The 25,315-nt window shown below is 64.3% G+C and carries 19 protein-coding genes and 1 tRNA gene; 13 read left to right on the top strand and 7 right to left on the bottom strand.

From position 1 onward, the window contains the following. Positions 1-75: 75 nt before the first annotated feature. The 6 genes from R2823_01625 (at position 76) to R2823_01600 (ending at position 8,221) form a co-directional block, all read left to right on the top strand. Positions 76-747, top strand: a complete 672-nt coding sequence (locus R2823_01625) for a hypothetical protein (protein MEZ5174893.1) — start codon at positions 76-78, stop codon at positions 745-747. After that, a complete protein-coding gene (locus tag R2823_01620) occupies positions 744-1,253 on the top strand; it encodes an RDD family protein (protein ID MEZ5174892.1) in 510 nt (169 codons plus the stop codon). The genes R2823_01625 and R2823_01620 overlap by 4 nt, the downstream gene beginning before the upstream one ends. 45 nt (positions 1,254-1,298) lie before the next feature. Beyond that, positions 1,299-3,020 carry a phospho-sugar mutase gene (locus R2823_01615; protein ID MEZ5174891.1) on the top strand — a complete coding sequence of 574 codons (1,722 nt, stop codon included), beginning with the start codon at positions 1,299-1,301 and terminating at the stop codon, positions 3,018-3,020. A 66-nt stretch (positions 3,021-3,086) separates the two neighbouring features. After that, complete coding sequence (locus R2823_01610) at positions 3,087-4,133, top strand: class I fructose-bisphosphate aldolase (protein ID MEZ5174890.1); 1,047 nt, start codon at positions 3,087-3,089, stop codon at positions 4,131-4,133. Between the two features lie 99 nt (positions 4,134-4,232). Next, entirely contained in the window at positions 4,233-5,759 is a 1,527-nt protein-coding gene (locus R2823_01605; GenBank protein ID MEZ5174889.1) for a phosphoenolpyruvate carboxykinase (ATP), read from the top strand. A gap of 179 nt (positions 5,760-5,938) precedes the next feature. Beyond that, the gene (locus tag R2823_01600; protein MEZ5174888.1) at positions 5,939-8,221 is read left to right on the top strand and encodes a DivIVA domain-containing protein; all 2,283 of its coding nucleotides are present in this window, start codon (positions 5,939-5,941) and stop codon (positions 8,219-8,221) included. A gap of 105 nt (positions 8,222-8,326) precedes the next feature. Here the strand turns inward: R2823_01600 and R2823_01595 are convergent, their stop codons facing one another. After that, positions 8,327-9,805 (bottom strand): aminopeptidase P N-terminal domain-containing protein, encoded by a 1,479-nt coding sequence (locus R2823_01595; protein MEZ5174887.1) that lies wholly within the window; start codon positions 9,803-9,805, stop codon positions 8,327-8,329. Positions 9,806-9,969: 164 nt separating this feature from the next. Here R2823_01595 and R2823_01590 point away from each other — a divergent pair, with 164 nt between their 5' ends. After that, entirely contained in the window at positions 9,970-12,150 is a 2,181-nt protein-coding gene (locus R2823_01590; protein ID MEZ5174886.1) for a cation:proton antiporter, read from the top strand. Positions 12,151-12,185: 35 nt separating this feature from the next. Here R2823_01590 and R2823_01585 read toward each other — a convergent pair. Next, a tRNA-Lys gene (locus R2823_01585) sits at positions 12,186-12,258 on the bottom strand. A 156-nt stretch (positions 12,259-12,414) separates the two neighbouring features. Between R2823_01585 and R2823_01580 the strand changes: the two genes are divergently transcribed. Then, positions 12,415-13,524 (top strand): amidohydrolase family protein, encoded by a 1,110-nt coding sequence (locus R2823_01580; protein MEZ5174885.1) that lies wholly within the window; start codon positions 12,415-12,417, stop codon positions 13,522-13,524. Positions 13,525-13,584: 60 nt separating this feature from the next. Here the strand turns inward: R2823_01580 and R2823_01575 are convergent, their stop codons facing one another. Next, complete coding sequence (locus R2823_01575) at positions 13,585-14,853, bottom strand: formimidoylglutamate deiminase (protein MEZ5174884.1); 1,269 nt, start codon at positions 14,851-14,853, stop codon at positions 13,585-13,587. 279 nt (positions 14,854-15,132) lie between these two features. Between R2823_01575 and R2823_01570 the strand changes: the two genes are divergently transcribed. From R2823_01570 to fdhD, 4 genes are all read left to right on the top strand, one after another. Further along, complete coding sequence (locus tag R2823_01570) at positions 15,133-17,022, top strand: molybdopterin-dependent oxidoreductase (GenBank protein MEZ5174883.1); 1,890 nt, start codon at positions 15,133-15,135, stop codon at positions 17,020-17,022. Between the two features lie 63 nt (positions 17,023-17,085). Continuing rightward, entirely contained in the window at positions 17,086-18,852 is a 1,767-nt protein-coding gene (locus tag R2823_01565) for an NAD(P)H-dependent oxidoreductase subunit E (GenBank protein ID MEZ5174882.1), read from the top strand. Continuing rightward, positions 18,845-19,726 carry a 2Fe-2S iron-sulfur cluster-binding protein gene (locus R2823_01560; protein MEZ5174881.1) on the top strand — a complete coding sequence of 294 codons (882 nt, stop codon included), beginning with the start codon at positions 18,845-18,847 and terminating at the stop codon, positions 19,724-19,726. Before R2823_01565 ends, R2823_01560 begins: the two co-directional genes overlap by 8 nt. 28 nt (positions 19,727-19,754) lie before the next feature. After that, positions 19,755-20,543 (top strand): formate dehydrogenase accessory sulfurtransferase FdhD, encoded by a 789-nt coding sequence (gene fdhD, locus R2823_01555; protein MEZ5174880.1) that lies wholly within the window; start codon positions 19,755-19,757, stop codon positions 20,541-20,543. An 8-nt stretch (positions 20,544-20,551) separates the two neighbouring features. On the opposite strand, the gene R2823_01550 is transcribed toward fdhD, so the two are convergent. Continuing rightward, positions 20,552-20,845: a hypothetical protein gene (locus R2823_01550; GenBank protein ID MEZ5174879.1), complete on the bottom strand. Its 294-nt coding sequence runs from the start codon at positions 20,843-20,845 to the stop codon at positions 20,552-20,554. Then, positions 20,842-21,405 carry a molybdenum cofactor guanylyltransferase gene (locus R2823_01545; protein MEZ5174878.1) on the bottom strand — a complete coding sequence of 188 codons (564 nt, stop codon included), beginning with the start codon at positions 21,403-21,405 and terminating at the stop codon, positions 20,842-20,844. The genes R2823_01550 and R2823_01545 overlap by 4 nt, the downstream gene beginning before the upstream one ends. 51 nt (positions 21,406-21,456) lie before the next feature. On the opposite strand from R2823_01545, the gene R2823_01540 reads away from it, so the two are divergent. Beyond that, positions 21,457-23,145, top strand: a complete 1,689-nt coding sequence (locus tag R2823_01540) for a formate--tetrahydrofolate ligase (protein ID MEZ5174877.1) — start codon at positions 21,457-21,459, stop codon at positions 23,143-23,145. Here the strand turns inward: R2823_01540 and R2823_01535 are convergent. Further along, positions 23,142-24,386: a multidrug effflux MFS transporter gene (locus R2823_01535; protein ID MEZ5174876.1), complete on the bottom strand. Its 1,245-nt coding sequence runs from the start codon at positions 24,384-24,386 to the stop codon at positions 23,142-23,144. The genes R2823_01540 and R2823_01535 overlap by 4 nt on opposite strands. Positions 24,387-24,485: 99 nt before the next feature. Next, on the bottom strand, positions 24,486-25,310 hold the full coding sequence (locus R2823_01530; GenBank protein MEZ5174875.1) for a sulfurtransferase: 825 nt from the start codon (positions 25,308-25,310) through the stop codon (positions 24,486-24,488). Between the last annotated feature and the right edge of the window lie 5 nt (positions 25,311-25,315).

Raw genomic sequence — 25,315 nt, 5'->3', positions numbered from 1 at the left:
TATCGGCGAACGGCCGGTGTCGGCCTGTGATCTCGACCCGTGACCTGAGGTCTCGGAGCCGGTAGGGTTCTCGCCATGACGAGTCATCAGCTGCCGGAAACGGGTCGATACAGCGAGCCCGATGCAGTCCACAAGACCCTTGTCCGCCTCATCGTCGGCGGGATCGGTGAGGGCGTCGAACGCCTGATGACGATTGCAGAGGCGATCGATCAGGCCGAAAGCGACCCCGCATCGGTAGCGATCGGGCCCATTCGTGCCAATCCGAGCCTGATGGCGATGATCGGCTGGGTATCCGAGATGCCCTCGGTGGCGCGTACGGTCGCGCGGGCCACAGCAACACGCCCGATGGCGCGAGCCGTCGGGGTTGCGTGGAACACGGTGGCGTTCGTTGCAGCAGAGACAGGGGTCACTTCGTTCGTCGACGGGCTGACCAAGCCAACACGCGAAGCGATCCTGCGTGAACGCGATCGCCTCGCCGCCGTGGGTGTGGGCGAGTACGCGCGCGGCCGGGTACTCGCCGTCGGAGTGTTCGAGCAGTCCATTGATGGTGTCGTCGGGTACCTCGGCACATCCGACGAACTCGGGGAACTCGTTCGGGAGCAGACGCTTGGGATCACCGGATCGGCCGTGAGGGAGCTTCGCGAGACCGGAGCGGCGGCCGACGGTCTCGCCGAGGGTATCTTCCGTCGACTCGTCGGCCGGAAGCCGAGAGGTGTTCCACCCCTGCCCGTCACGGACGCGCCGTGAAGCGGGACGACTACCACATCCTCCAAGACCGGGCAGCAGGGTTCGTATCGAGGATGTTCGCCTACATCGCCGACCTCGCCGTGATCGCGGGCATCGTCGGCGTCGGGGGTGGCGTTGCCGCCCTCGTCGACTCCGCGATCGAGAGCATGGGCTTCACCCCGAACATCGCGATGACCGTCATCTATGTCTGGATGATTCCCGTCATCGTGGGCGCCTACTTCATCATGCTGTGGTCCCTCACGGGTCGCACCATCGGAAAGTGGTTCATGGGTCTCAAGGTGATCGGAAGCGACGGTACGCCTCCATCGCTCTGGCGTTCGATCGTTCGCTACTTCGGGTATGTGGTGTCGGCCGTGGTGTTCTGGCTCGGCTATGTGTGGGTCCTCGTCGACGACGAACGCCAAGGCTGGCATGACCATCTCGCCGGGACGCATGTCGTGTACGACTATGCGCGTCGGAGAAGCGGCGAAATCTACGATCAGTACCGAACGCGTACCGAGTCATGATGCGCGAATGTTTCGTCGAAATGACTCGTCGGTAGCCTCCGCGTCATGAACGACCTCGAGCACGCCGCCGAGCAGTGGATTGCTGGCGATCCCGACCCGCAGACACGGGCCGAGCTCGCGGCGATCGTCGCGAGCCATGACCTTCCGACCCTCGTCGATCGCATGGCTGGCACCCTTCGTTTCGGTACGGCCGGCATACGCGGGGCGGTCGAAGCGGGCCCGAATCGGATGAATCGCGCGGTGGTGATCCGCACGACGGCCGGCCTCGCCGCACATCTCGCGGCCACCGTCCCCCCCGGCGACCGACTCGTCGTCGTCGGAAGGGATGCGCGCCCCTCATCGTCGGCGTTCATGGAGGACACGATTGGCGTGCTCGTCGCTGCCGGATTCATGGTGAGATACTTCGCGGATCCGACGCCGACTCCGCTCGTCGCCTATGCAGGCCTCACGGCCGGGGCATGTGCTTCGATCGTCATCACGGCCAGCCACAACCCGCCCGCCGACAATGGCTACAAGGTGTACGCAAGCAACGGCATCCAGATCATCGCCCCGACGGATACACAGATCGCCGAACAGATCGAGCAGATCGGACCAGCCAACGGTGTCCCGCGTGCCGCTGATCCCTTCGGTCACCCCGAGGCAACCGCGATCGGACCGGAGCTCTTTGACGGCTACCTCCACAATGTTGCAACGACCCTGCCGGGTCTCACGGGTGACCGCACGCTGTCGATCGTGTACACGCCGCTCCACGGCGTTGGAGGCAAGTTCGTGACCGAGGCACTGAGGAGCTTCGGCTTCAAGCAGGTCACCCCCGTGGCACGCCAGTTTGCTCCGGACGGGACCTTTCCGACCGTGGCGTTCCCCAATCCGGAGGAACCGGGAACCCTGGACCTCGCTCACGACCTCGCTTCCGCCATCGACGCAGACCTCGTCATCGCGAACGACCCTGACACCGACAGGCTCGGAGTGTCGGTACCCGATCCCGGAGGGGTCTGGCGGCCCTTGACAGGCAACCAGATCGGTTGTCTTCTCGCCGAATTCCTCCTGTCGCACCATCCTGACCCGTCGCGGGCAACGGTGGTCAACTCCGTGGTGTCGTCGCCGCTCCTCGGCAAGGTTGCCGAGGCCCACGGAGCGACCTGGGCCCGAAGCCTGACAGGATTCAAGTGGATCTGGAATGCCGCACTCGATCTCCAACGGGACGATGTCGGTGTTCTCGCGCTCGGCTACGAGGAGGCACTCGGCTACTCCGTCGGAACCACCGTTCGGGACAAGGACGGCATCTCGGCAGCGCTCGCGTTCGCCCTGATGGCCGCGGTCGCCCGCTCCGAAGGCAAGACGGTGCTGGATCTCGTTGGCGACCTTTTCCGCGCATACGGGATCAGCGTGTCGGATCAGGTTTCCCTGCGAACAGAGGGCGTCGACGGCGTTCAACGCATTGCGGCGGCCATGGATGGCCTGCGCACCGACCCCCCGCGAACGCTTGGCGGTCGCAGAATCACCGCCATAACGGACTTCCTCGAACACGCCGACGAACGCCCCCGCTACCTTGGCGCCACGAACCTCATCGAGTTCGGCCTCGAACCGTCCGGAAGGATCCTCGCCCGCCCGAGCGGCACCGAGCCGAAGCTGAAGATCTACATCGACCTCGACACGCCGTTCCCCGCCTGCGGCGACTGGATGGGCGCAGCAGCGGTGCTTGCGAAAGAGGCGACGGACACCGCCAACGATCTCGCAGACCGGATGAGAGCAACGATCGAATCGTGAGATCCGCTCACCGCCCGAGTCCGCGATAATGGAACACACGACGACAACCACAGAGGAGAGCATCCGATGGATCTCCGGTCACTACTCGGCGACCAAGCCGACTCGCTACTTTCCCATCAACCCGCGATCTCGAAAGATCGGCTGCACCTCCCCGGTCCCGACTTCATCGAGCGCGTCCTTGTCGATTCAAATCGCAACGCAAGGACCCTCGGCAATCTCCAGCGGTTGTTCGACGCGGGCCGCCTCGGTGGAACCGGCTATGTGTCGATTCTCCCTGTCGACCAGGGCATCGAACACTCGGGTGCCGCGAGCTTCGCACCGAACCCCGACTACTTCGATCCCTCCAACATCGTCGAACTCGCCATCGAAGGGGGCTGCAACGCGGTCGCGTCGACCTTCGGTGTGCTTGCGGCGACTTCACGCCGGTACGCACACCGTATTCCGTACATCGTCAAGCTCAACCACAACGAGTTGCTGACCTATCCCGCCACTTACGACCAGATCATGTTCGGGTCACCCGACGAGGCCTGGAATCTCGGCGCAGCCGGCGTTGGGGCGACGATCTACTTCGGATCCCTCGAGGCGGATCGCCAGATCGTCGAGGTCGCCGAAGCCTTCGAACGAGCCCACGAGCTCGGCATGTTCACCGTCTTGTGGTGCTACCTGCGCAACTCGGACTTCACCGTCGATGGAACCAACCACGAAGCATCGGCCGACCTGACCGGTCAGGCGAATCACCTCGGTGTGACGATTCAGGCCGACATCATCAAGCAGAAGCAACCCGAGTCGAACAACGGTTACGGCGCGGTCGGGTTCGGTCGCACCCATGCCGCCGTCTACGACAAGCTGACGACGGACCATCCGATCGACCTGACACGATGGCAGGTCGTCAACAACTACATGGGACGCCAGGGTCTCATCAACTCGGGTGGGGCGTCGTCGGGTGCCGGTGATCTTGCACAGGCCGTGACGACTGCGGTGATCAACAAGCGAGCCGGGGGAACGGGCCTCATCTCCGGCAGGAAGGCCTTTCAGCGCTCGAGGGCCGAGGGCATCGAGTTGCTCAACGCGATCCAAGATGTGTACCTGTCCGATGACATCACGGTTGCGTGATGTGAACCGTTGGCAGTCAACCGCCAACGGTGGATGGCCCCGATTGGTTGCTGAGCGCCGGGCTCCGTAACCTATTTGGGAAATCGTCGAGGAGGACGAGTGGATTCCCAGCTTCCCCCTGCAGCGTCGGTTGCAGTGAACCCAACCCAGCAGGAGATGCGGGCATGGGTCGAGGAATACATGTCGAACATCACGGTCACGGAGTTCGACAACATCAACTACAAGGCAGATGTCAAAGCGCGCCTCGCGGGCTCGACCTTCTTCATCACCGAGGTCGAGAACCACAAGAACCGTATGGGCCGCGCCGAGTACAACGAGTGGGCGGCCAAGCAGGACGCATACATCGCCGCCAAGGACATGATTCTCATCGAGGGCTACATCGGGCCCGATCCCGCGTTCAGGACGGGTTCGAGGCTGTACATGGAGAAGACTCAGGCCAACATCCCTGCCATGCAGCAGCAGCTGTTCTTCCCGAAGGACGATGCATGGAGCCCGGAGTTCACCGTCATCTACACGCCCGGCCTCATGGCGCCTGGCAAGCCGGATGACCGGTTGATCCTCGTCGATCACGACAACTATGTGACGCGGGTGATCGGTTCCGACTATTTCGGTGAGTCCAAGATGGGCGGGCTACGCATGTGGAATCACCTCGTGTACGAGCGGGGTGGTCTCGCCCTGCACTCCGGTCTGAAGGTCTTCCCTGATGTCGACGGCGAGGAGAAGGTCGCGTTGATGCTCGGCCTGTCGGGGACTGGCAAGACGACGACAACCTTCCGACAGCAGCTCGGATCCCTCCCTGTTCAGGACGACTTCAACGCGTTGTTCGCCGGAGGCGTGGTCTACGCATCCGAGAACGGCTGCTTCGCGAAGACCTTCGGGCTCGACCCGCACGACGAGCCAACCATCTACGGGGGCACGACCCGGCCCGACGCGTGGCTTGAGAACACATGGGTGTCTCCCGAAGGGAAGGTCGATTTCTTCAACGATTCGGATACCCGTAACGGGAGGTCGACCTTCCCGCTCGCGAACATTCGCCACCGTGATCCTCGGGGTCTTCCCACAGCCGACTACATCCTGATGCTCAACCGCAATCAGACGATCGTGCCTGCGATCGCCAAGCTCAAGCGCGAACAGGCGGCGGCCTACTTCATGCTCGGGGAAACCATCGGAACGAGTGCGGGTGGCAAGGCCGAGGCTGGCAGGAGTCTGCGGGTACCGGGCACGAACCCGTTCTTCTTCGACAACGATGCGCTGATGGGGAACCGCTTCCTCGAGTTGCTCGACACCATGCCCGACCTCGAGGTCTATGTCCTGAACACGGGTCGGGTCGGCGGCCCCGAAGGTGACGAGCGCTCCAAGAAGGTGAAGATCAGGCACTCGAGTGCTGTCATCGAAGGGTTCGTCTCGGGGTCGATTTCGTGGGTCGAGGACCCCGACTTCGGCTACCTCGTGGCCGAGGACCTTCCCGGATTCGACGATCCCGACCTGCTCCAGCCGAGGCTCATGTATCAGCGGCAGGGTCGCAGGGACGAATACACCGACCTTGTGGAGAGGCTCAAGGCCGAGCGCGTGGCGTACATGCAGACCTTCCCTGGTCTCGACCCCTCGATCGTGGCTGCTGTCTGAATCGGTTGACAAGTCACGATTCGGGACCACACTTGGTGGGCGGTCGCGGGCGCGATCGGGGCAAATGACCCTTCGCGTTTTTCTTCCGTAACTGGGTGCCTTCCCTTAAAGGGTCGACACCAACAGGCCGACAACTTGAGTAGCGAACTGTGCAGCCAACGAACTGTTGAGAATCCTGCGTGTCGATCATCGGAAAAGATGTACCGGACGAACTCGAACGGCGTGAGTTCACCCTTGTGCGGAAGGGCTACGACCGAGACGAGGTGCGAGAGTACCTCCGCAAAGTCGACGCCCAGTACCGCGACCTGTCGCTGCGTGCCCAGGACGCAAGCGTGCGCCTCGAACAGGCCGAGTACGAGCTTGCGAAGCTCAAGGAAGAACAGAACCAGTCCGTCGACGCTGCGATCGTCGCCGTGCTCGACGCGAAGGACCGGATCCTCGAGCGTGCGCGCAAGCAGGCGACCGAGATCGAAGAAGAGGCGCGTCAGAACGCCCTCGTGATCGGCGCACCGACCGGCGAGACCGAAGAGATCCTTGCGACGGCGAGGTCACAGGCGGCAGACATCGTCAAGGCCGCTGAGGAGAAGGCGGCAGAGATTGCCCGTGTCGAAGCTGCCGACATGGAGCAGCTCAAGCTCGTCACGGCAGAGCGGGACCGGCTCGCGAAGCAGGTCGAAGAGCTTCAGTCCGCGGCGGGAGCACCTTCAGGTGACGAGGTGTTTGCCATCGCAGCCGCCGAAATCAAAGCGAAGGAGATCATCGCGTCGGCCGAGGCGGCCGCGGCATCCATCAGCGACCGACTGAACCGGGAGCTCGTCGAGGCGACCGCGGCCACGGCTCGTGCCGAGGAAGAGGCGCAACGCAGGATCGACCAAGCCGACGCAGAGGTGAAACGGCGGCTTGAACAAGCCGACGCGGAGGCTCAACACCGGATCGACCAGGCCGACCAGCAAGCCAAAGGCACGATCGACAAAGCCGAGGAGCAGGCGCAGGAACTCGTTCAGCTTGCCGACGACGCAACCGGGGCGCGGCGCGAAGAGCTCGTCGCGGAGGCTGCGGCGGCAAGTGAGGCGATGCTCGAAGAAGCCCGCGCCGAGGCCGAGACGATCAAGTCGGAGGCCGAAACGCTGCTCAAGAACGCTGAAGCTGCTGCCGAGGCGCGCAGCGCTGAGATCGTGCTGCGCGAAGCCGAGCTCGAGCAACTTGCCGCGATGGCTGCCAAAGCTGAGGAAGACGCCGCCGAGGCGCTCGCGTCCGCCCGTGAAGGCGCAGAGGCGCTCAGGGAGGAAGCACAGGAGTTCCGTGACGAGGCGGCCCGAAAGCGTGACGAGGCAGAGGCTCTACTCGCCGAAGCCAAGGAACGGGCCTCTGCTGCCGACGCCGAAGCCCACGAGCAGCACGATGAGCTCAAAGCTGCGATCGCCGCGCTCGAGGCGACCATCGAAGAGCGGAAGGAACAGGCGGACGCCGTCGCAGCTGCCGTCGCATCGGTTCAAGACGATCTCGCTGCCGCTGAGGAGCGCAAGGCCGCCGAACACGAAGCACAGGAGGCCGCACGGTCCACCGCTGAGGCCGACCTTGAGGAGATCAAGCAGGAGATCGCCACGCTCAGAGAGTCGATGAACGCCGAGGCCGAGGCATTGCAGGCGAAACTTGAGGAAGAACGCGCCGAAGTTGCTGCCATCGCCGAAGCCAAAGAGGCGGCAGGTGCCGAGCTCGCGGAGGCACAGGAGCGCGTGGACAAGATGATCGCCGAAGCGACGGAGCGCGCGGAACAGATCGTCGCGGAGGCGGGTGCCGCGCAGGGAGACGGGGAAAGTGACGAGGCAGGCATCGCATCGGCGGCAGCGACCGTGATCAGCGAGGCCGAGGCAGCGGCAGAGGAGCTCATCGAGGCGGCCCGGGTGGAGGCTGAACGGATGCGCGAGGATGCCGCAGCGGTGCTCCGCGACGCGACATCCGAACGCGACGCTATTGCGATCCAAGAATCGGACGAATTCGAGATCCGGGTTGCCGAGCTCGACCGGCGGGAGGCCGCGGTGGTTCGCCGCGAACGAGCCGTGTCCGATCGGGAACACGCTGCCGACCATCCTGCGCCCGCCTTGTACGCACTTCCCGGAACGGGATCCGACGGACCGTCCTCGCAAGACACGAACGGTGACAGCATCGAGGCGATCCGCCGTGAGGCGCTTGCCGCCCTCGAAGCAAGCCGCGCGGGAGGCGGGCATAGCTCGTCCACCGTCGAGAGCGAAACGAGCGAGAAGGTCGCTATTGACTACTCGCCGTCGGTGCCGAAGCCGAATTCGGGCGAAGGTGTCGACGACGAGGACCTCGTCCAGCCGGAGGTCATCGAGAGCCGGTACCGTCGGAACTCGGCGAAGCTTCCGCGTATCGGGATCGATGCGAGTACGGCGTCGAGTTCGATCGCGAAACTCCGTCGCCAGATGTCAACGGAGGAGTGACTCCGGCATCTGAACGGCGGCGGTCCGAGGGTGACCGCACAGGCACCACACCGGTGAGAACGCCGCGGCTTGGCGATCGAATTGCACGCCCCGTCGAGGAGCGCCCTATTCCAGGGCCCCCTTCGCGTCGGGAGCGAACACCGGGACTGTCGAAGGCTCGGCGCACACGGCTTCGACGGCGTCCGGGTCGACCGGCACCATGGCCGTCATGTTCTCGGCTCCGTCCGGTATGACGAGGATGTCGTCCTCGATCCGTACACCGATGCCGAGGAACTCTGCGGGAACTTCGAAGTCGACTGTTCCGGCGTCGCTGTTCCGTTGGTCGAGCTCAGCCTTCGCCGCGGAGATCCCGAGCCGGAGCGTCAGTTCGGTCACTTCGTCGGGATCGTATGGCGCCTGTCCGAGCGAGATGCGAGTCTTGTTTCGTGCGACATACAAACCGGGTTCGACGGTGAACGCCATGCCGGACTCGAGTGCTCGCGAGGCGCGTTCGCGTCGGTACGCGCCAGCATCGTGGACATCGGATCCGAGCCAATGGCCGGTGCCGTGGAAGAAGAACTGCCGATACCAGCCCTTCGCGAGCGCCTCGTCGCCGGTACCGGGCAGGAGGCCGAGATCGACGAGGCCGTCGGAGAGCAGCCGTGTCGCGGTCGTATGCATGTCGGCGTATACGAGCCCCGGCTTCACCATTGCGATGATCGCCTTGTGGGTGGCCAACACGAGGTCGTAGAGGGCGCGTTGGGCGGCGGTGAATGTGCCGTTGATCGGGAAGGTCCGAGTGATGTCAGCAGTGAAGTGCCGGAATTCGGCGCCAGCGTCGATGAGGAGGAGCTCGCCGTCGCGGAGTGGCTTGTCGTTGTCGACATAATGCAAGATGCACGCGTTGTCGCCACCCGCGACGATCGATGGGTAACCGAGCCGCTCGCTGTCCATCGATGCGGCGACAAAAGCGATCACGGCGGCAACCTGCCGCTCGGTACGCCCGGGAGCGGCGAACCGCATCGCCTCGGTGTGGGCGATGGCACTGATACCGCAGGCCTCCTTGAGCGCGTCGATCTCGGGCGGGGACTTGATGAGCCGCATCTCGGACAGGATCGGACGGGGATCGACAATGCCGGACGGACTTGCCGTTCCGATCCGATCCGAGTGTGCGAAACCGGTGTTCAGGGCCTTGATGATGGTGGAGTCATACGCTGCATTGCCGAGGGCGTAGGCGATTGCATCGGCTCCGACCAGGCGCGTGCGGAGCCACTCCTCGAGTTCCTCGACGGGATACGCCGCATCAGCCCCGTAGCGCTCGACCGCTCCATCCACACCTACCCGAAGACCGTTCCATGCCTCCATGACCTCGTCGCGCGGGCGTACGAACAAGGTGTACGCCTCGGTGTCGCTGCGTGGATCGAAGACGGCGACTGCGTCGGGCTCGGGAAACCCGGTGAGGAAGAAGAAATCGGACGACTGGCGAAACTCGTGGGTGACATCGTCGTTGCGGACCTGCTCCTTCCCCGCAGGAACGACGGCGACCGCATCCCCGAGCTTGTCGAGGAACTCGGCGCGCCGCGCCCGATACCGAGACTGATCCATGCCCGCAAGGCTACCCACCTCGCGTTGACGCGTACCCAGGGTTCTGGTTCAACTAAAAGGTCAACTCTGGCCCACAGAACAAATCATCGCGTCTCCCCGCGAAGGATGCGGACCGACGCAGGACCGACCGTCTCGGTGGCCACCGAGGCATCTCGAATGGTGGTGTGTTTTCCGAAAGGGCGGATGTCGATCGTGCTAATCGGGCCGTCGATGCGGCGAAGGCAGGGCGCGATGCGGAGGAGGTGCCGAACATCCATTCGTCGCGGGCGTTCGACGACGCAGGGGTCCCGCGTGTGCGATCATTCCGGCGAGACGGCGGGACGACGAAAGGATCGATGATGCTTGTTGGGAGCGTGGAAGCAACGCTGCTCGTGCTTCTGCTCATCATCGTGTTCGGCCCGATCGTGGCACAACGGTTCCGCGTCCCCGGAATCATCGGACTCATCGCTGGCGGCGTCATCGCGGGTCCGTTTGTGCTCGGCTGGTTGAGGAACTTCGGCCTCGTCGCCGAGCTGGGTGCCATCGGAATCCTCTATCTCATGTTCCTCGCAGGGTTGGGCTTCAGTATCAGGGGGTTCGTCACGAATCGGAACAACGCGATCGTGTATGGGCTCCTCGGATTCGTGATCCCTTTTTCGCTCAGCATGTGGGTCGTCCTGACATGGTTCGACATCAGCGTGCTCGGTGCCGCCCTCATTGGAGCGATGTGGGCCTCGAACACGCTGGTTGCCTATCCCGATGTGAAGGCCGCTGGTCTCCAGAACAATCGAGCCGTGAGCGCTGCCGTTTCCGCGGGAGTGGTTGCGGACCTGCTGTCACTGACGGTACTCGCCCTCGTGACATCGACGGCGGTCATCGAGGTCGACATCGACGGTGGGCTGGGAATCGAACCGACCGTGGGCGATCCGACCCTTCCGGTATGGCTCGCCATACCCCTCCTCGTCGCCTTCACCATGTGGATCCTCCCGAAGGTTGTGCGGTGGTTCTTCGTGAATGTCGGTCACACCCGGATGCAGCGCTTTGTGTTCGTGCTCGCAGGCATGGCTGCCGGTGCCACCGTTGCGGTCCTTGGAGGTATCGAGGGACTCATCGGCGCGTTCCTTGCCGGTCTCGGCATGAACACTCTGGTCCCGGAGAAGGGTCAGCTGATGGAGCGGCTCGACTTCGTCGGCACGGCGCTTTTCATCCCTGCCTTTCTTGTGTCGATCGGGCTCAACATCGACCCGAGCGTCCTGTTCGATGCAGAAACGCTGTTGCTCGGTCTCGTCTTCACGGGATTCGTGATCGTCGGAAAGACGGCCGCAGCGGCCATCACCGCCCTCATTTTCCATCTGTCATGGAACGAGGTGGGGCTGATGTCCTCACTCAGCTTCGGGCAGGCAGCGTCGACGCTTGCGATCGCCCAGGTCGGTCTGAACCTCGGGATGTTCGGTCAGGAGACTGTGAACGCCGCGGTTCTCGCGATTGTCGCGACTGCCCTGATTACTTCCTTCGGGACCCTGTTCTTCATCAGACGGGTTCCTCGCCACGAGGCGCCGTCCGCCCCGATCGGTCAGAATGTTCTCGTCGATATCCGGCCGCAAGGTTCCGACATCGATGCGCTCATGACATTCTCGGCGGGACTCGCTCGACCCGACGACGGTCTGGTTGTTCCCTTCGCGATCCCGAGTCCCGGACATTCGGATGCAGCGAAGGTGAAGGTTGGCGCTGCCGCAGCAGCAGCGGCCTCACTTGGACTCGACAGCGACGGGATCATCAGAGTGGACGATTCGTTCGAGGATGGAACGCTGAGCCTGATCGAGGAGACAGGGGCATCGGTGGTACTGCTCGCGTGGGGCGGTCCTCGGATCGCTTCCGACTTCATGTTCGGGAGTGCCATCGACCGCGTTGGTGAGCGGTGTCCAGTCCCGATGATGGCTGTTCGGATCGTCCGGCCATGGTCCCGCATCGTCGCTGTCACCGGGAGAATGGATCTCGATTGGAGGCGGGAAGACGCCAATCTCGTGCTCGCGGCGCTACGAAGGCTACGGCGGGCTGCCGATGTCCCCGTCGTCGTCGTGACGAGGAACCGACCACTGGTCGAAGGTGCGGTCGGCGAACTCGACACGGTGCAGTTCGTCGTCGAGGAGCGAGAGCGCAAGGCGATCACCGACCTCCTCAAACCAGACGATCTCGTCATCACATCGGCCCATGTGATCCATGACCTGCCTGCCGTCATGGGGTGGAGGACCATGCGAACGCTTCAGGACCTCAACCTCGCCGTCGTCGCGGGACCCCACCGGCTGTCGATGTCGAGAAGTCTCAGCCCCGTCTCGGTGCGCGCAACGATTGACGCGACGGCCTGACGGGGGCGGCTCGCCGGTTTTGGTGTTCGTGCTCGTGGGCCCGGTGGGACTCGAACCCACACACTTCGGATTAAAAGTCCGCTGCTCTGCCATTGGAGCTACAGGCCCGATTCGGTCCAATTCTAGGACACCGGGATGCCTGGCCCCCCTCGCGCGCAGCCGGGTTCGCTTGATGCACCGAGGCTGGTTCACGGAATGGTATCGAGAGCGAGAGGCGCATGGCCTGTGACCCGATTGCCGATCGGCCGGGGGTACCGTCGCCGGATGGATCTGGTCTCGCTGTGGCACGATGCCTCTGCCCCCACCCTCCCTCGAGGGATTGAGATCTGGGACGCCCACACGCACACGGGAGCGAATGACCCGGACGGCGTCGTCGGGACCGCGTCGCGGCTTCTCGACAAACTCGCAGACGCCGGGCACGCCGGAGCGGTCGTCATGTCGAGCATGGAACCGCTCGGGTATCCACAGGCGAACGATCGGATCCTGAAGGAGGCAGGAATCTCGAACGGACGGCTCATCCCGTTTCTTCGAGTCGATCCGCGCCTCGGGTCGGTGGCTATCAAGGAGGCGGAGCGATGCCTCGCGCTCGGGGCACGCGGCATCAAGATGCACCCTCGGGGCGAGCATTTTGCGCTCTCACATCCCTCCGTCGCCGACATCGGCCGCGTCGCTGCTGCCCATGGTGTGCCGATTCTGTTCCACGCCGGGCGGGGAATCCCGACCCTCGGGGACGACGCCCTCAATCTGATCGATTCCGTCGATGGGCTCAACATCATCCTTGGACACGCGGGAGTCTCGGACCTTTCCTGGATCGGTCGAGAAGCAGCATCCCACCCGGGTCTGTTCTTCGACACGGCATGGTGGAGCACCCCCTCCCTCCTCATGCTCTTCGCCACCGTTGCACCGGATCGGATTCTCTACGCATCTGACACTCCGTACGGTTCGCCGAAGATGATCTCGACCGTCGTCATGCGAGTTGCCGCCGCTGCGGGATATCAGCCCGATGCCTACCACGCAGTCTTCGGCCGGAATCTCCTCGATCTCGTCGAGGGACGCAGGCCCGACAAGGTCGGGGAGCCGGTGGGTAGCGGCATCATGCCGGTCGATCCCGTCGGCTACACGGTCTATGCGAGCTTCCACGCCGCGATCACGCAGATCCTCCGTGGAGGTGACCCTGGCGAGGCGATCTCGCTCGGTAAGCTTGCGGTGCGGGTGCCCGACGATCATCCGCACGCCGCCATGTTCGCAGCGGTCTCCGCGACGATGGAACACATCGACTTCACATCGCCGAGACGCAGCGATATTATCCGCCCCCTGATCGTCGCTGCAGCGGCCGTGCTGACACCCGAACAACCGCTACCGAGGATCGCCTGACCGTCCCTCGTTCTGTGGGCCAGAGTTGACCTTTAGTTGAACCAGAACCCTGGGTACGCGTCAACGGGGGGTGTGGGGGATGCCGCCGATCACGACCTCGGTGATGCTCGCGCGGGTTGCTGACAATACGATCGCCTCGATCGAGCCGCCCGTTCCGCGCAGGTCCGCCGAGGTCGGGTCCACGACAACGAAGTCGGCAACACCTCCCGCAGCGATGCCGCGGTCGCTCCATCCGAGTGACCGCATCCCCGTGGTTGTCGCCGCTGCCATCAGGGCACTCGGGCTGTGGACGCCGCGCCGCAGCAGCCGGAGCCGGTCGTGGTGTTCGAGTCGGTGGGCCTCTCTGAGGATGTCGATGACCGCGTTCGAATCGGAGCCGAGACACAGCGGAACACCCGCTGATGCGAGCTCGATCGCCGGACCGATTCCATCCCCGAGATCGGCCTCAGTGGTCGGACAGAGGCACACCATCGAGCCAGCCGCAGCGATCAGCTCGATGTCGCCCTCCTCAAGGTGCGTCGCGTGCACGAGCGTCGTCCGGGGAGTCAGCGCACCCTCGCGTGACAAGAGCCCCACCGGTGAGAGACCGTGATGCGTGCGACAGGCTTCGTTCTCGGCACGCTGCTCCGACACATGGATATGGAACGGTAGATCGAGTTCCACGGCCGTCGCCGCAACGGTGGCGAGATCATCGATAGGCACGCCGCGCACCGAGTGGGCTGCGACACCGAGCCGGACCATCTCACGGTCGGCGACCGCAGCGGCAAGCATGGCGACGCGGTCCCTCCACGCATCGATCGATCCATCCGAAAAGCGGATCTGGTCCGGTGTCGGCGGTGCACCGCTGACATCCGAGGAGAGGTACGCCGTGTCGAGGAGCGTCATCCGGATCCCGGCCACCGTTGCGGCTTCGATGAGTGCGATGCCGACCGCGTTGGGGTCGTCGTAGGGGGCACCGTCGGGTCGATGGTGGAGGTAATGGAACTCCCCGACCGTGGTGACGCCAGCGTCGACCATCTCGGCGAAGACCTCGGTTGCGAGCTCGCGATAGCTCTCCGGGGTCAGGGTTCGGGCAAGCTCATACATCGACCGGCGCCACGACCAGAAATCACCCCTGGCCCCGTGGGTCCGACCCCGGAGCAGGCGGTGAAACGCGTGGGAATGCGCAGACACAAGCCCCGGGATCACCACTCCGGACAGGTACCGGTCGGCATCCACGACCGACCCCGGCTGCACCTCGGTGATCGAGCCCCCGTCGGTGACGATCGCAACATCGGATTCGAGCCCGGTGCCCCCGAGCCAGGCCTGCTGCGCGTGCCATGTGACCACAGGACCCTCCTTCGCGTTGCGACCCTAGTGGTCAGTCGGCCAAGTGATGAAGGCGTATCCCCGGTCTCGACGCCTTGTGGCTTCGTTCTCCGCCTTGACGCATTCACGAATACGCCTTCGTTGTGCGTCCTTGCCAGATGACGGCGATGACTCGACGAATCGCGCTCCGCATCTGGGCGACAGACCACTCGTGCCCAGTACCCGTTGTCGATGTGGGGCCACCGATGCCGAGCACCCGCGGTGGTAGATTGACCGGTGCCGCACGGGAAGGAGGTGATGATGGGCAAGCGCTACGAACGGCTCACCACCCCCATGATTCGGGTCGACAACCGCTTGAGGGAAGCCACCTGGGAAGAAGCCCTCGCACGGACCGCCGAAGGGCTCCACAACAATCCCGGCCTCGCGACCGGGATGTTCTCGTGCTCGAAGGCGACCAACGAGATGAACTTCATGGCTCAGAAGTTCGCCCGCACGGTCATCGGCAACAACAACATCGACAGCTGCAACCGGACCTGACACGCTCCATCCGTCGTCGGTCTGGCGACAGTCCTCGGAGCGGGAGGCGGCACCTCGTCGTATGAAGAGATCGAACACACCGATCTCATCGTCCTGTGGGGTTCCAACGCGCGGGCCGCCCACCCGATCTTCTTCCATCACCTCATGAAAGGTGTCCGTGGCGGCGCGAAGATGTACGCCGTCGATCCTCGCAGAACCGAATCTGCCCAGTGGGCCGATGTATGGCTCGGCATCGATGTCGGGTCCGACATCGCACTGTCGAACACGATCGCTCGGGAGATCATTCACGCCGACCTCGCCGACAAGGCCTTCATCTCGCGAGCGACCTCGGGATTCGACGCCTACGCCGCCTCGGTCGACGAGTGGACCCTCGAGCGCGGCTCCGAGGTGACGGGGGTTCCTCCCGATGCGATCCGCCAACTCGCGCACGACTACGCGATGGCGCCGACCGCACAGCTGTGCTGGACCCTTGGCATCACCGAGCACCACAACGCGACCGACAATGTCATCTCGCTGATCAACCTTGCACTCCTGACGGGTCATGTCGGCCGGTACGGGTCGGGACTCGTACCGATCCGGGGACAGAACAATGTCCAGGGGGGTGGGGACATGGGCGCACTCCCCAACAAGCTCCCGGGTTTCCAGGATGTGACGAACGACGATCATCGTGGCAAGTTCGAGGCGGCATGGGGCGTCAAGATCCCCGTTGAGCCGGGTTGGCATGTCACCGAAATGTTCGATGCCATGGAACGGGGCGAAATCACGGCGATGTACATCATCGGCGAGAACCCGGCACAGTCTGAAGCCGATGCGAAGCGAGCGGTCGAGCTCCTGCGTGGCCTCGACTTTCTCGTGGTCCAGGACATCCTTCTCACCAAGACGGCGACGCTCGCTGATGTGGTTCTCCCGGCGGCGGCAGGCTGGGCAGAGTCGAATGGCACCGTAACCAGTTCCGAACGGCGGGTGCAGTTGATGCGCAAAGCGCTGGACCCGCCCGGCGACGCCAAGGACGACATCGAGATCCTGTGCCTCCTCGCCAACGAGATGGGCCACATCTGGGGTCATCCGACGGCCGAGGAAGTGTGGGACGAGGTCCGGAGCCTTTCTCCGATGCACCGCGGCATGTCCTACGCACGGCTTGACGCACATGGTGGACTCCAGTGGCCATGCCCCGACGACGAGCATCCCGGCACCCAGTTCCTTCACGCATGGCTGTGGGAGGATCCGATGTCGCGTGATCCCGCGCCGATGATCCCCGTGGAGTGGGCGCCACCGGTGGATTCGCTGTCGCCGGAGTTCCCCATCCGGCTCACCACGGGGCGTCGCCTCGACGGGTTCAACACCGGGGTCCAGAGCGGGGGATATCAGTCGCCGATCGCCGACGGCGCCGTCATCGACATCGATCCGATCGACGGCAGCCGGATGCATATCGCTGACGGGGACCCGGTGCGGGTGGTGTCACGGCGTGGGTCGATCGAGGTTCCGGCGCGATACCGTGACGGTCTCAGACCCGGCCTCGCCTTCATGGCGATCCACTGGCCCGACGATGGTGATGTCAACACGCTCACGCTCGACGCATGGGACCCCAAGTCGGGAACCGCAGAGTTCAAGGCAACCGCGGTACGCATCGAACGGCTCGAGGCGGCGGGGTAGGCCATCGATATCAAGACCACCGCAGATGTTGCAACACCGGTCGAGCGAGCTGCCGTCGACGAGGTGCTCGGGCTGCCGGACTCACGGTGGGCTGGCGGTCTCGACCGGTCCGGAACCGACGACAGGGTGGCCTACGGCGGCTTCCGGAGAGCGGTCACCAAGCGACCCCTGCTTCTTCCCGCCCTCCTCGCCGTCCAAGATGCCGTCGGTTGGGTGAGCCACGGGGCAATCAACTACATCGCAGATCGTCTGACCCTCGGACCCGCAGAGGCATACGGCGTTGCGACCTTCTACAACCTCATCGCAACAGAGCCGACACCGGCGAGGGTGGCGCATGTGTGCGATGACATCGCCTGTGTTGCGTCCGGTGTCGATGGCATGCTCACCGAGTTGACAAGCACCCTCGGCCCAGCAGATTCGGACATCGATGGGGCCATGTGGAAGCGGTCGCCGTGTCTCGGGCAGTGCGACAAGGGCTCCGCTGCTTTCGTCCAGGTCGTCGGGGGAAGCCCACGGGTCGTGGCACCGGCAGCTGCGGAGCAGATCGTCGAGATCCTCGCGGCGGCAGAGCCCGCTGATTCGGTCACTGCCTCGCTCGTGGTTGGCGACGACCAGTCCCGCCTCTCGCGAACGGTCGTTGGATCGGTCCACACCCTTGATGCCTACATCGAGGCCGGTGGCTACCACGCTCTCGACATCGCGTTGGCAGAGGGCCCGCAGTGGGTGCTCGGCCAGGTCACAGCCAGCGGAATCAAGGGCCGTGGCGGTGCCGCGTTCCCGGCTGGCATCAAGTGGGAGGCCGTTGCGGCCCACGACGGTGTCAAGTATGTGGTGTGCAACGCCGACGAATCCGAGCCGGGGACCTTCAAGGACCGCGTGCTCCTCGAGCGCAACCCGTACGCGATCATTGAAGCACTGACCATTGCCGGCTTCGCGACGGGGGCGGAGCACGGCTACCTCTACATCAGGGGCGAGTATCCGATCGCTCAACGGGCGGTCAGTCGTGCCATGGGTGAGGCCCGCGCGGCAGGACTCCTCGGAGCATCCATCCGCCAGTCTGGCGTGTCGTTCGACATCGAGCTTCGCCGAGGTGCGGGGGCCTACATCTGCGGTGAGGAAACGGCACTTTTCAACTCGATCGAGGGCTACCGGGGCCAACCGAGGCAGAAACCGCCGTTCCCGACGGACGCGGGCCTCTTCGGCCGACCGACCCTCGTCAACAATGTTGAGACACTCGCCAACATCCCCGGCATCGTCAACGACGGCGGGGCGGCATTTGCCACCGTGGGAACGACGGACTCGACCGGTACGAAGCTGTTCTGCTGTTCGGGCAATGTCGCACGCCCCGGCGTGTACGAGGTGCCGTTCGGGAAGACTGTCGGCGACCTGATCGACCTTGCGGGCGGCCCGACCGGTGACCTCGCGGCGGTCCTCGTCGGGGGTGCGGCCGGATCGTTCATCACGAAGGATGATCTCGACATCCCACTCACCTTCGAAGGTGTCCGTGAGCATGGGATCGGTCTCGGCTCGGGGGCGATCATCGTGTTCACAACGGATATCGACATGGCAAGCATCGTCGTTCGGATCGCCGAGTTCTTCGCGGACGAGTCGTGCGGCCTGTGCATCCCGTGTCGGACGGGAACGGTTCGCCAGACAGAATCGCTCCTTCGGCTGGGAGAGGCGGGCGGCGATCCTCGCCGCGAGGGCGAACTCCTCCGCCGGTTGGACGCCGTTTTGCGGGATGGGTCGGTGTGCGGGCTCGGACAGACGGCATCGGCGGCTGTGCAGTCGGCGATCCGGCTCGGATTGATCGGACCGGACCATGCGTGACGCAACCATCGGATCACGCAAGCCGGAGGTGGCGATCACGATCGACGGGCGCGGGTACACGGTGGCTGCCGGATCCACCATCCTCGAGGTATGCAACGAGACAGGGATCGCGGTCCCGACCCTGTGCTACCTCGAAACCCTCAAACCGTTCAACTCGTGCCGGGTCTGTGTTGTGGAGGTCAGCGGATCACGAACGCTCGTCCCTGCATGCTCTCGCACCGTTGCCGAAGGGATGGAGGTTGCGACCGAATCCGAACGGGTGGTCGCGACGCGCACGATGGTGTACGAGCTGCTGGCGTCGAGCGTCGATCTCTCCCTCGTGAACGACGAGACGGCGATGTTCATGGAACGCTACGGGGTCGACGGAGATCTGTTCGACACCTCGGAACGCATGCGGCGCGCCGTCAAGATCGAAGACGATCTCTACATCCGGGACTACGACAAGTGCATCATGTGCTTCCGATGTGTTGCAGCCTGCGGCCCCGATGCGCAGAACACCTTCGCGATCGATGTTGCAGGGCGGGGCCTTGCGGCGACCATCTCAACCGAGTACGACATCGTCCTCCCCGACTCGGCGTGCGTGTACTGCGGCAACTGTGTGGGCGTGTGCCCATCGGGCGCCCTGATGGTCAAGACGGAATACGACATGCGTGCAGCGGGCACCTGGGACGAGGATGCCCAGACGGTCCAAACCACCGTCTGCAGCTTCTGCGGCGTTGGCTGCAACCTCGAGCTGCATGTGCAGGACAATCGGATCGTGAAGGTCACTTCCCCGATGGACCACCACATCACGAGCGGCCATCTGTGCATCAAGGGTCGTTTCGGGTGGGAGTATGTCCAGTCGGGAATCGGAGGCCCTGAACCCGATGCATGATCACCGTCCGGACGGAGGAGCCGGCACCATGCGGTGGTCCACGCTGCGGCATTCCGGTGGCCAGTGGTCGGGCCGTGAGGATGTCTTGACGGTCGAAGGACCCGTCGAGTACCGGATCGGCGGGGTTCCGATCGCCGTGCTCATGCGAACACCGGGCAGGGATGCACCGCTCGGACTCGGCTTCCTGCTCACCGAAGGGATCGTGATCGAACCCGACGAGGTCGCCTCCATCCATCCGGTTGAGGACACAGCGTCAGGAGATCGATACGACATCGAGCTCGCTGACGGGGTCATCATCGATCCCGAGCAGTTCCGGCGAAACATGTTTGTCTCGTCGTCGTGTGGTGTGTGTGGCAAAGCATCGATCGAATCGGTGATGATTGCGCGGCGCACACCTCCTTCCGGTCCGACGGTCCCACCGTCGTTCGTGACCTCGCTTCCGGGGAAGATGCGAGACCACCAACGCCAATTCGACGAAACCGGGAGCCTTCACGCTGCCGCGGCCGTTCTTGCCGACGGCACGCTGCTCGCACTCGAGGAGGATGTGGGAAGGCACAACGCTGTCGACAAGGTCGTGGGTGTGCTCGCATCGGGTGCGTGGCCGCCGTCTGAACTCATCCTCGTCGTTTCGGGAAGGATCGGGTTCGAGATCACCCAGAAGGCGGCGGTTGTCGGGATCCCGATCGTGGCAGGGATCTCGGGGGCATCGTCGCTCGCGATCGAACTCGGACGCGAAGCCGGGATGACCGTCATCGGCTTCGTACGGGACGACGGGTTCAACCTCTACACCGGCGCCGAGCGGGTCGAGACCTCCTGACGGTCGCCTCAGCGCGGTCGACGGCCCAGATCGAGTTCCACGACAACGGCTGCTCCCTGCTCTGAGAACTGGTGGATCAGGGGCCCATCGGGCCCCGGTGACTGCATCTTTGAACGAGGGAGATCGATCGAGATACGCCCCAGATCCGCGGTGAGTCGAGCCTCGGCGTCGTCAGTGGTCCGTACGGCAACCAAGACCGTGTCCCCGACAGCGACGGTTGCCTCGCCGCCTTCGAGCAGTCCGGCGATTTCGACAGTCGAGAGCCGGACACGCATCTCGCCGTCGGCAAGTCGGACCTTCATGGAACGGCACCCCCGGTGAGTTCGGCGTACTCCTGCGGTGTGTTGACATTCGTCAGCGTATGGCGATCGGCAATGATGTACTCAACCGGGCCGATCTCGTCCACGAACCCGAGAACTGATCTGCGGCCGGCGGCGAGGCGATGCTCGATCATCGCAGCGAGACCGCCTCCGTAGGTTGCGCACAGGGGTTGCACCGTGGTCCCGTCCGATGCCACCCTCGCCGCGTCGGGCTCGATCTCGGGGTCGGCGAGGCGTTCGATGAGGTCGACCGTGATGAGGGGCATGTCGACAGGGACAACCGTCACGGGTCTGCCCGCTGCGTGGTGAAGGGCTGCGAGGATGCCCGCGAGTGGTCCGCCGTCAGCAATGGGGTCCTTGAGGGACCGGATGGAGCCCCGGTCGGTTCCACCGCACAGAACCACTTCGTCGAGCACGAGGGACAGCGTCGCGATCACATGATCGACGAACGGCACGCCGAGGTACTCGAGTTCGGTCTTGGGTGAACCCATACGGGATCCGCTTCCGCCTGCAAGGACCGCACCGACGGTGTGGGTGATCATCCGCAGAGGCTACAACGCCGATTCCATGCGCGGATGGCGTATCGTCCCGACATGCCAACCGATCTCGAGATTGCCCGATCAGTCGAGCCGCGGCCGATCGTCGATGTCGCAGCCGACATGGAGGTCCCGCGGGAGTTCGTCGAACAGCGCGGGCGCGGCCTTGGCAAGATCGACATCGCCGCTGTCGAGGCGATGGGGCCTCCGCGGGCCAAGTATGTGCTTGTCACCGCAACCAGCCCCACCCCTTTCGGCGAGGGCAAGACCACCATGTCCGTTGGGCTCGCGCAGGGGTTCAAGCGAATCGGCGAACAAGCGGTGCTCACCTTGCGCCAGCCATCCCTTGGTCCCACCTTCGGCATCAAAGGTGGGGCAGCGGGCGGTGGATACTCCCAGGTGATCCCGATGGAGGAGATGAATCTCCACCTCACCGGTGATTTCCACGCTGTGACCGCAGCGAACAACATGCTTGCCGCCTTGATCGACAACCACATCTACCAGGGGAACCAGCTCTCGATCGGGATCAAGCGTGTCACCTGGCGGCGAGTGATGGATGTCAACGATCGTGCGCTTCGCAACATCGTCGTCGGTCTCGGAAAGTCGCTCGATGGCATTCCGCGCGAGACGGGATTCGACATCACGGCTGCCTCCGAGCTCATGGCCGTCCTCGGAATGGCAAGGAGTCTTCAGGATCTTCGGGAACGGCTCGGGCGAATCGTGATCGGCTACAACCGCCACAATCTGCCGATCACCGCGGAGGACATGCGCGGTGCCGGACCGATGGCGGTGCTTCTCAAGGAGGCTCTCAATCCCAACCTCCTCCAGACCCTTGAGGGCACTCCCGCCCTCATCCACACGGGACCATTTGCCAACATCGCCCACGGGAACTCGTCGATCGTCGCAGACCAGGTCGGGATCCGGGCAGGCGACTTTCTCATCACCGAGGCCGGGTTCGGGTCAGATATCGGCGCCGAGAAGTTCTTCAACCTCAAGTGCAGGGCATCCGGGCTCGAGCCGGATGTAGCGGTTGTCGTCACGACGGTCAGGGCGCTCAAGTACAACACGGGCCGCTTCGTGGTCAGGGGCGGTCAGCCCCTCCCGGACGCGATGGTTCGTGAGAGCCCGGACGATGTCCTCGACGGGGCCGACAACCTGCGACGCCACATCGCGAATGTTCGTCTCCACGGCGTGACACCGGTCGTTGCAATCAACTCGTTCCCAACCGACCATGACAGCGAACGCAAGGCGATCGCTGCGGTCTGCGAGGAGGAGGGTGTGGCGTGGGCCGTTGCCTCTCCCCACGCGGGAGGCGCGGACGGCATGACCGACCTCGCCGAGGCGGTCAGGGACGCCGCGGCCGCAGGATCGGACTTCAAGATGCTATACCCGACCGAGATGCCCCTTGCCGACAAGATCAGGACGATCGCCACGAAGGTCTACGGGGCGGACGATGTCGAGTACGACATGAAGGCACGCCGGGAACTCGCGAAGTTCGAGGACCTCGGCTATGGGCATCTGCCGATCTGCATGGCAAAGACCCAGTATTCGTTCAGTCACGATGCTTCGTTGCTCGGGGCGCCGACCGGTTGGACCCTCCCGGTGCGGGAGGTCCATCTCGTTGCAGGCGCTGGCTTCATACTGCCGCTGACCGGGACCATCAATCGCATGCCTGGACTTGGCGCGCATCCCGCGGCCCACAGCATCGACATCGATGCCGACGGGGAGATCGTCGGGCTGAGCTAGCCAGCGGAAACCTGCACGCCTTCCTGTGCCCGGTATGCCTTGTCGGCCCACAGCATGAACAGGTATGAGGCGATCCCTGTGGCGGCAGCTGCGATCCCGAAGGGGATCAGGGATCCGTCGTAGAGCGCGTCGATCGATGCTCCGATGATCGCGCCGCCGAGTGTGGAGGTCATCCCGATGATGGCGGCTGCGGACCCGGCTACCGCACCCATCGGGATCATCGCGATCGCGTTGAGGTTCGGGATCAGCAGGCTCTGGGCCACGAGGATCGGAAGCAGAGTTGCGATGAACACCGCAAACCCGGGGTGTCCGCCGGATGCGACGATCACAACGGCGAAGACGAGTCCCGCGACGAGGTAGGCCCCGAAGATGGTTCGGAGGAGCGGCCGAAGCTCGTAGATGTGGACGAGCCTTGTGTTGGACAGAAGGGCCGCACCCATCAGCACCGCCGTCAACCCGAAGATGAGCGGAAACCAGGCGTCGAGGTCGAAGATGTCCTCAATGATCAGCTGTGATGATGCAAGGTACGACTGGAAGAAGCCGAACACGGCCGTCTGCGCCAGTGTGTACCGCATCGTGATCGGATTGGACACGACGATGCGAGCTGCGCCCATGAGACGGCCGAAGCGCAACGGAACCCGCTCGGGCGGTGGAAGCGTCTCTGGCAGACGCAGCGTCCAGACGGCGATCCCGACACCGAACACGGCCGTGGAGACGAAGATCCACGGCCACGATCCGACGAGGAGCACAGCGGTCCCGAGCGTCGGCGCCACGATCGGCACGAGCACGAACACGGCCATGATGAACGACAGCGCCCTTGCCATTGCCGCGCCTTCGTAGGTGTCCCTGACGACGGAGCGCGCCATGGTCTGGGGGCCCGCCGCCCCGAAGCCCCACACGAAACGAACAACGAGGAGTGTGACGAGGCTCGGAGCGACGGCGGACGCGAGCGCGGAGCAGATGTAGACAGCGAGTGAGATGTACAGGACGCGCTTGCGCCCAAGCGCATCCGACACGATTCCCCACACCCCTTGGCCGATCGCGAGCCCTGCAAAGAAGAAGGTGACGACAGCCGCGACATCGTTCGAGTCTGCGGGCAGGCCGAACGCCGTGCGTAGTTCCCCCATCGCCGGCAGGATGATGTCGACGGCCAATGCGGCGACGGCCATCGACATCGACAGCATCAGTGTGAATTCGAGACGGCTCAGCTTCGATTGGATGAGGTCACGGGCGGCGTTCAAGTGTCAGGGTCCTCCAAACGCCTGAGCCTACGGGTGATTGCGGATCCACAGGCATCCCGACGCCTCACGGGCATCGTCAAGCCCGGCTTGCCGGTGCGACTAGGGAGCTGGCCCGATCGCGACCGGACGATCGGTGTTCGACCACTCGCTCCACGATCCGACAAACAGTCGCGGCCGCGGCAATCCCGCGACGGTCGCGGCGAGGATGAGGTGACATGCCGTAACCCCCGACCCGCAGTGGACGATGATGTTGGACGACGCCCCCGTCGCCGCGGCGAAACGCGCCGTGATGGTGGCCGGCGTGTTGAACCGGTCGTCGGTGAGGTTGCCGACGAGCGGCAGGTTGATCGCTCCGGGGATGTGGCCGGCTTTGGGATCGACCGGTTCGTTCTCGCCACGGTACCGCTCAGGGTCGCGAGCGTCGATGAGAACCGTGCCTCGAGGGAGATGCTCGACTTCGTCGATGGTCACGACGCCGCCCCACGATCGGGTTGCGATGTTCGCGGTACCCGTGCCCGGATCGGGGACATCGTCGGTGACGGGCCCACCGCTGTCGACCCACGCCGGAAGTCCACCGTCGAGGACGAATGCTGCGCCGTGTCCTTGGTCGGTGAGCATCCACCACAAACGGGCAGCGACCGCCCCTCCGGCATCGTCGTATGCCACGACGGTGCTTGCGGGACCGATTCCGAGCCGACCGAGGGTCGCGTCGAAGGTGGCGGGATCGGGGAGTGGGTGCCGACCGGGCCCACCGGCTTGTGACAGGTCGTGATCGAGGTCGGCATGCACGGCCCCCGGGATGTGTGCGGCGGCGTAGGCAGCTGGCCCTCGGTCGGGTTCATCGAGATACCAGCGGCAGTCGACGACGACAAGATCATCCTCACCGAGGCGAGTTCGCAGTTCTTCGGTCGTGATGAGCGGCACCCGCT

The organism is Acidimicrobiia bacterium (genome assembly GCA_041393965.1).
Classification (GTDB): Bacteria; Actinomycetota; Acidimicrobiia; order Spongiisociales; family UBA5794; genus UBA5794.
The sequence above is the reverse complement of the archived record's forward strand: the minus strand, read 5'-3'. Positions and strand labels throughout refer to the sequence as shown.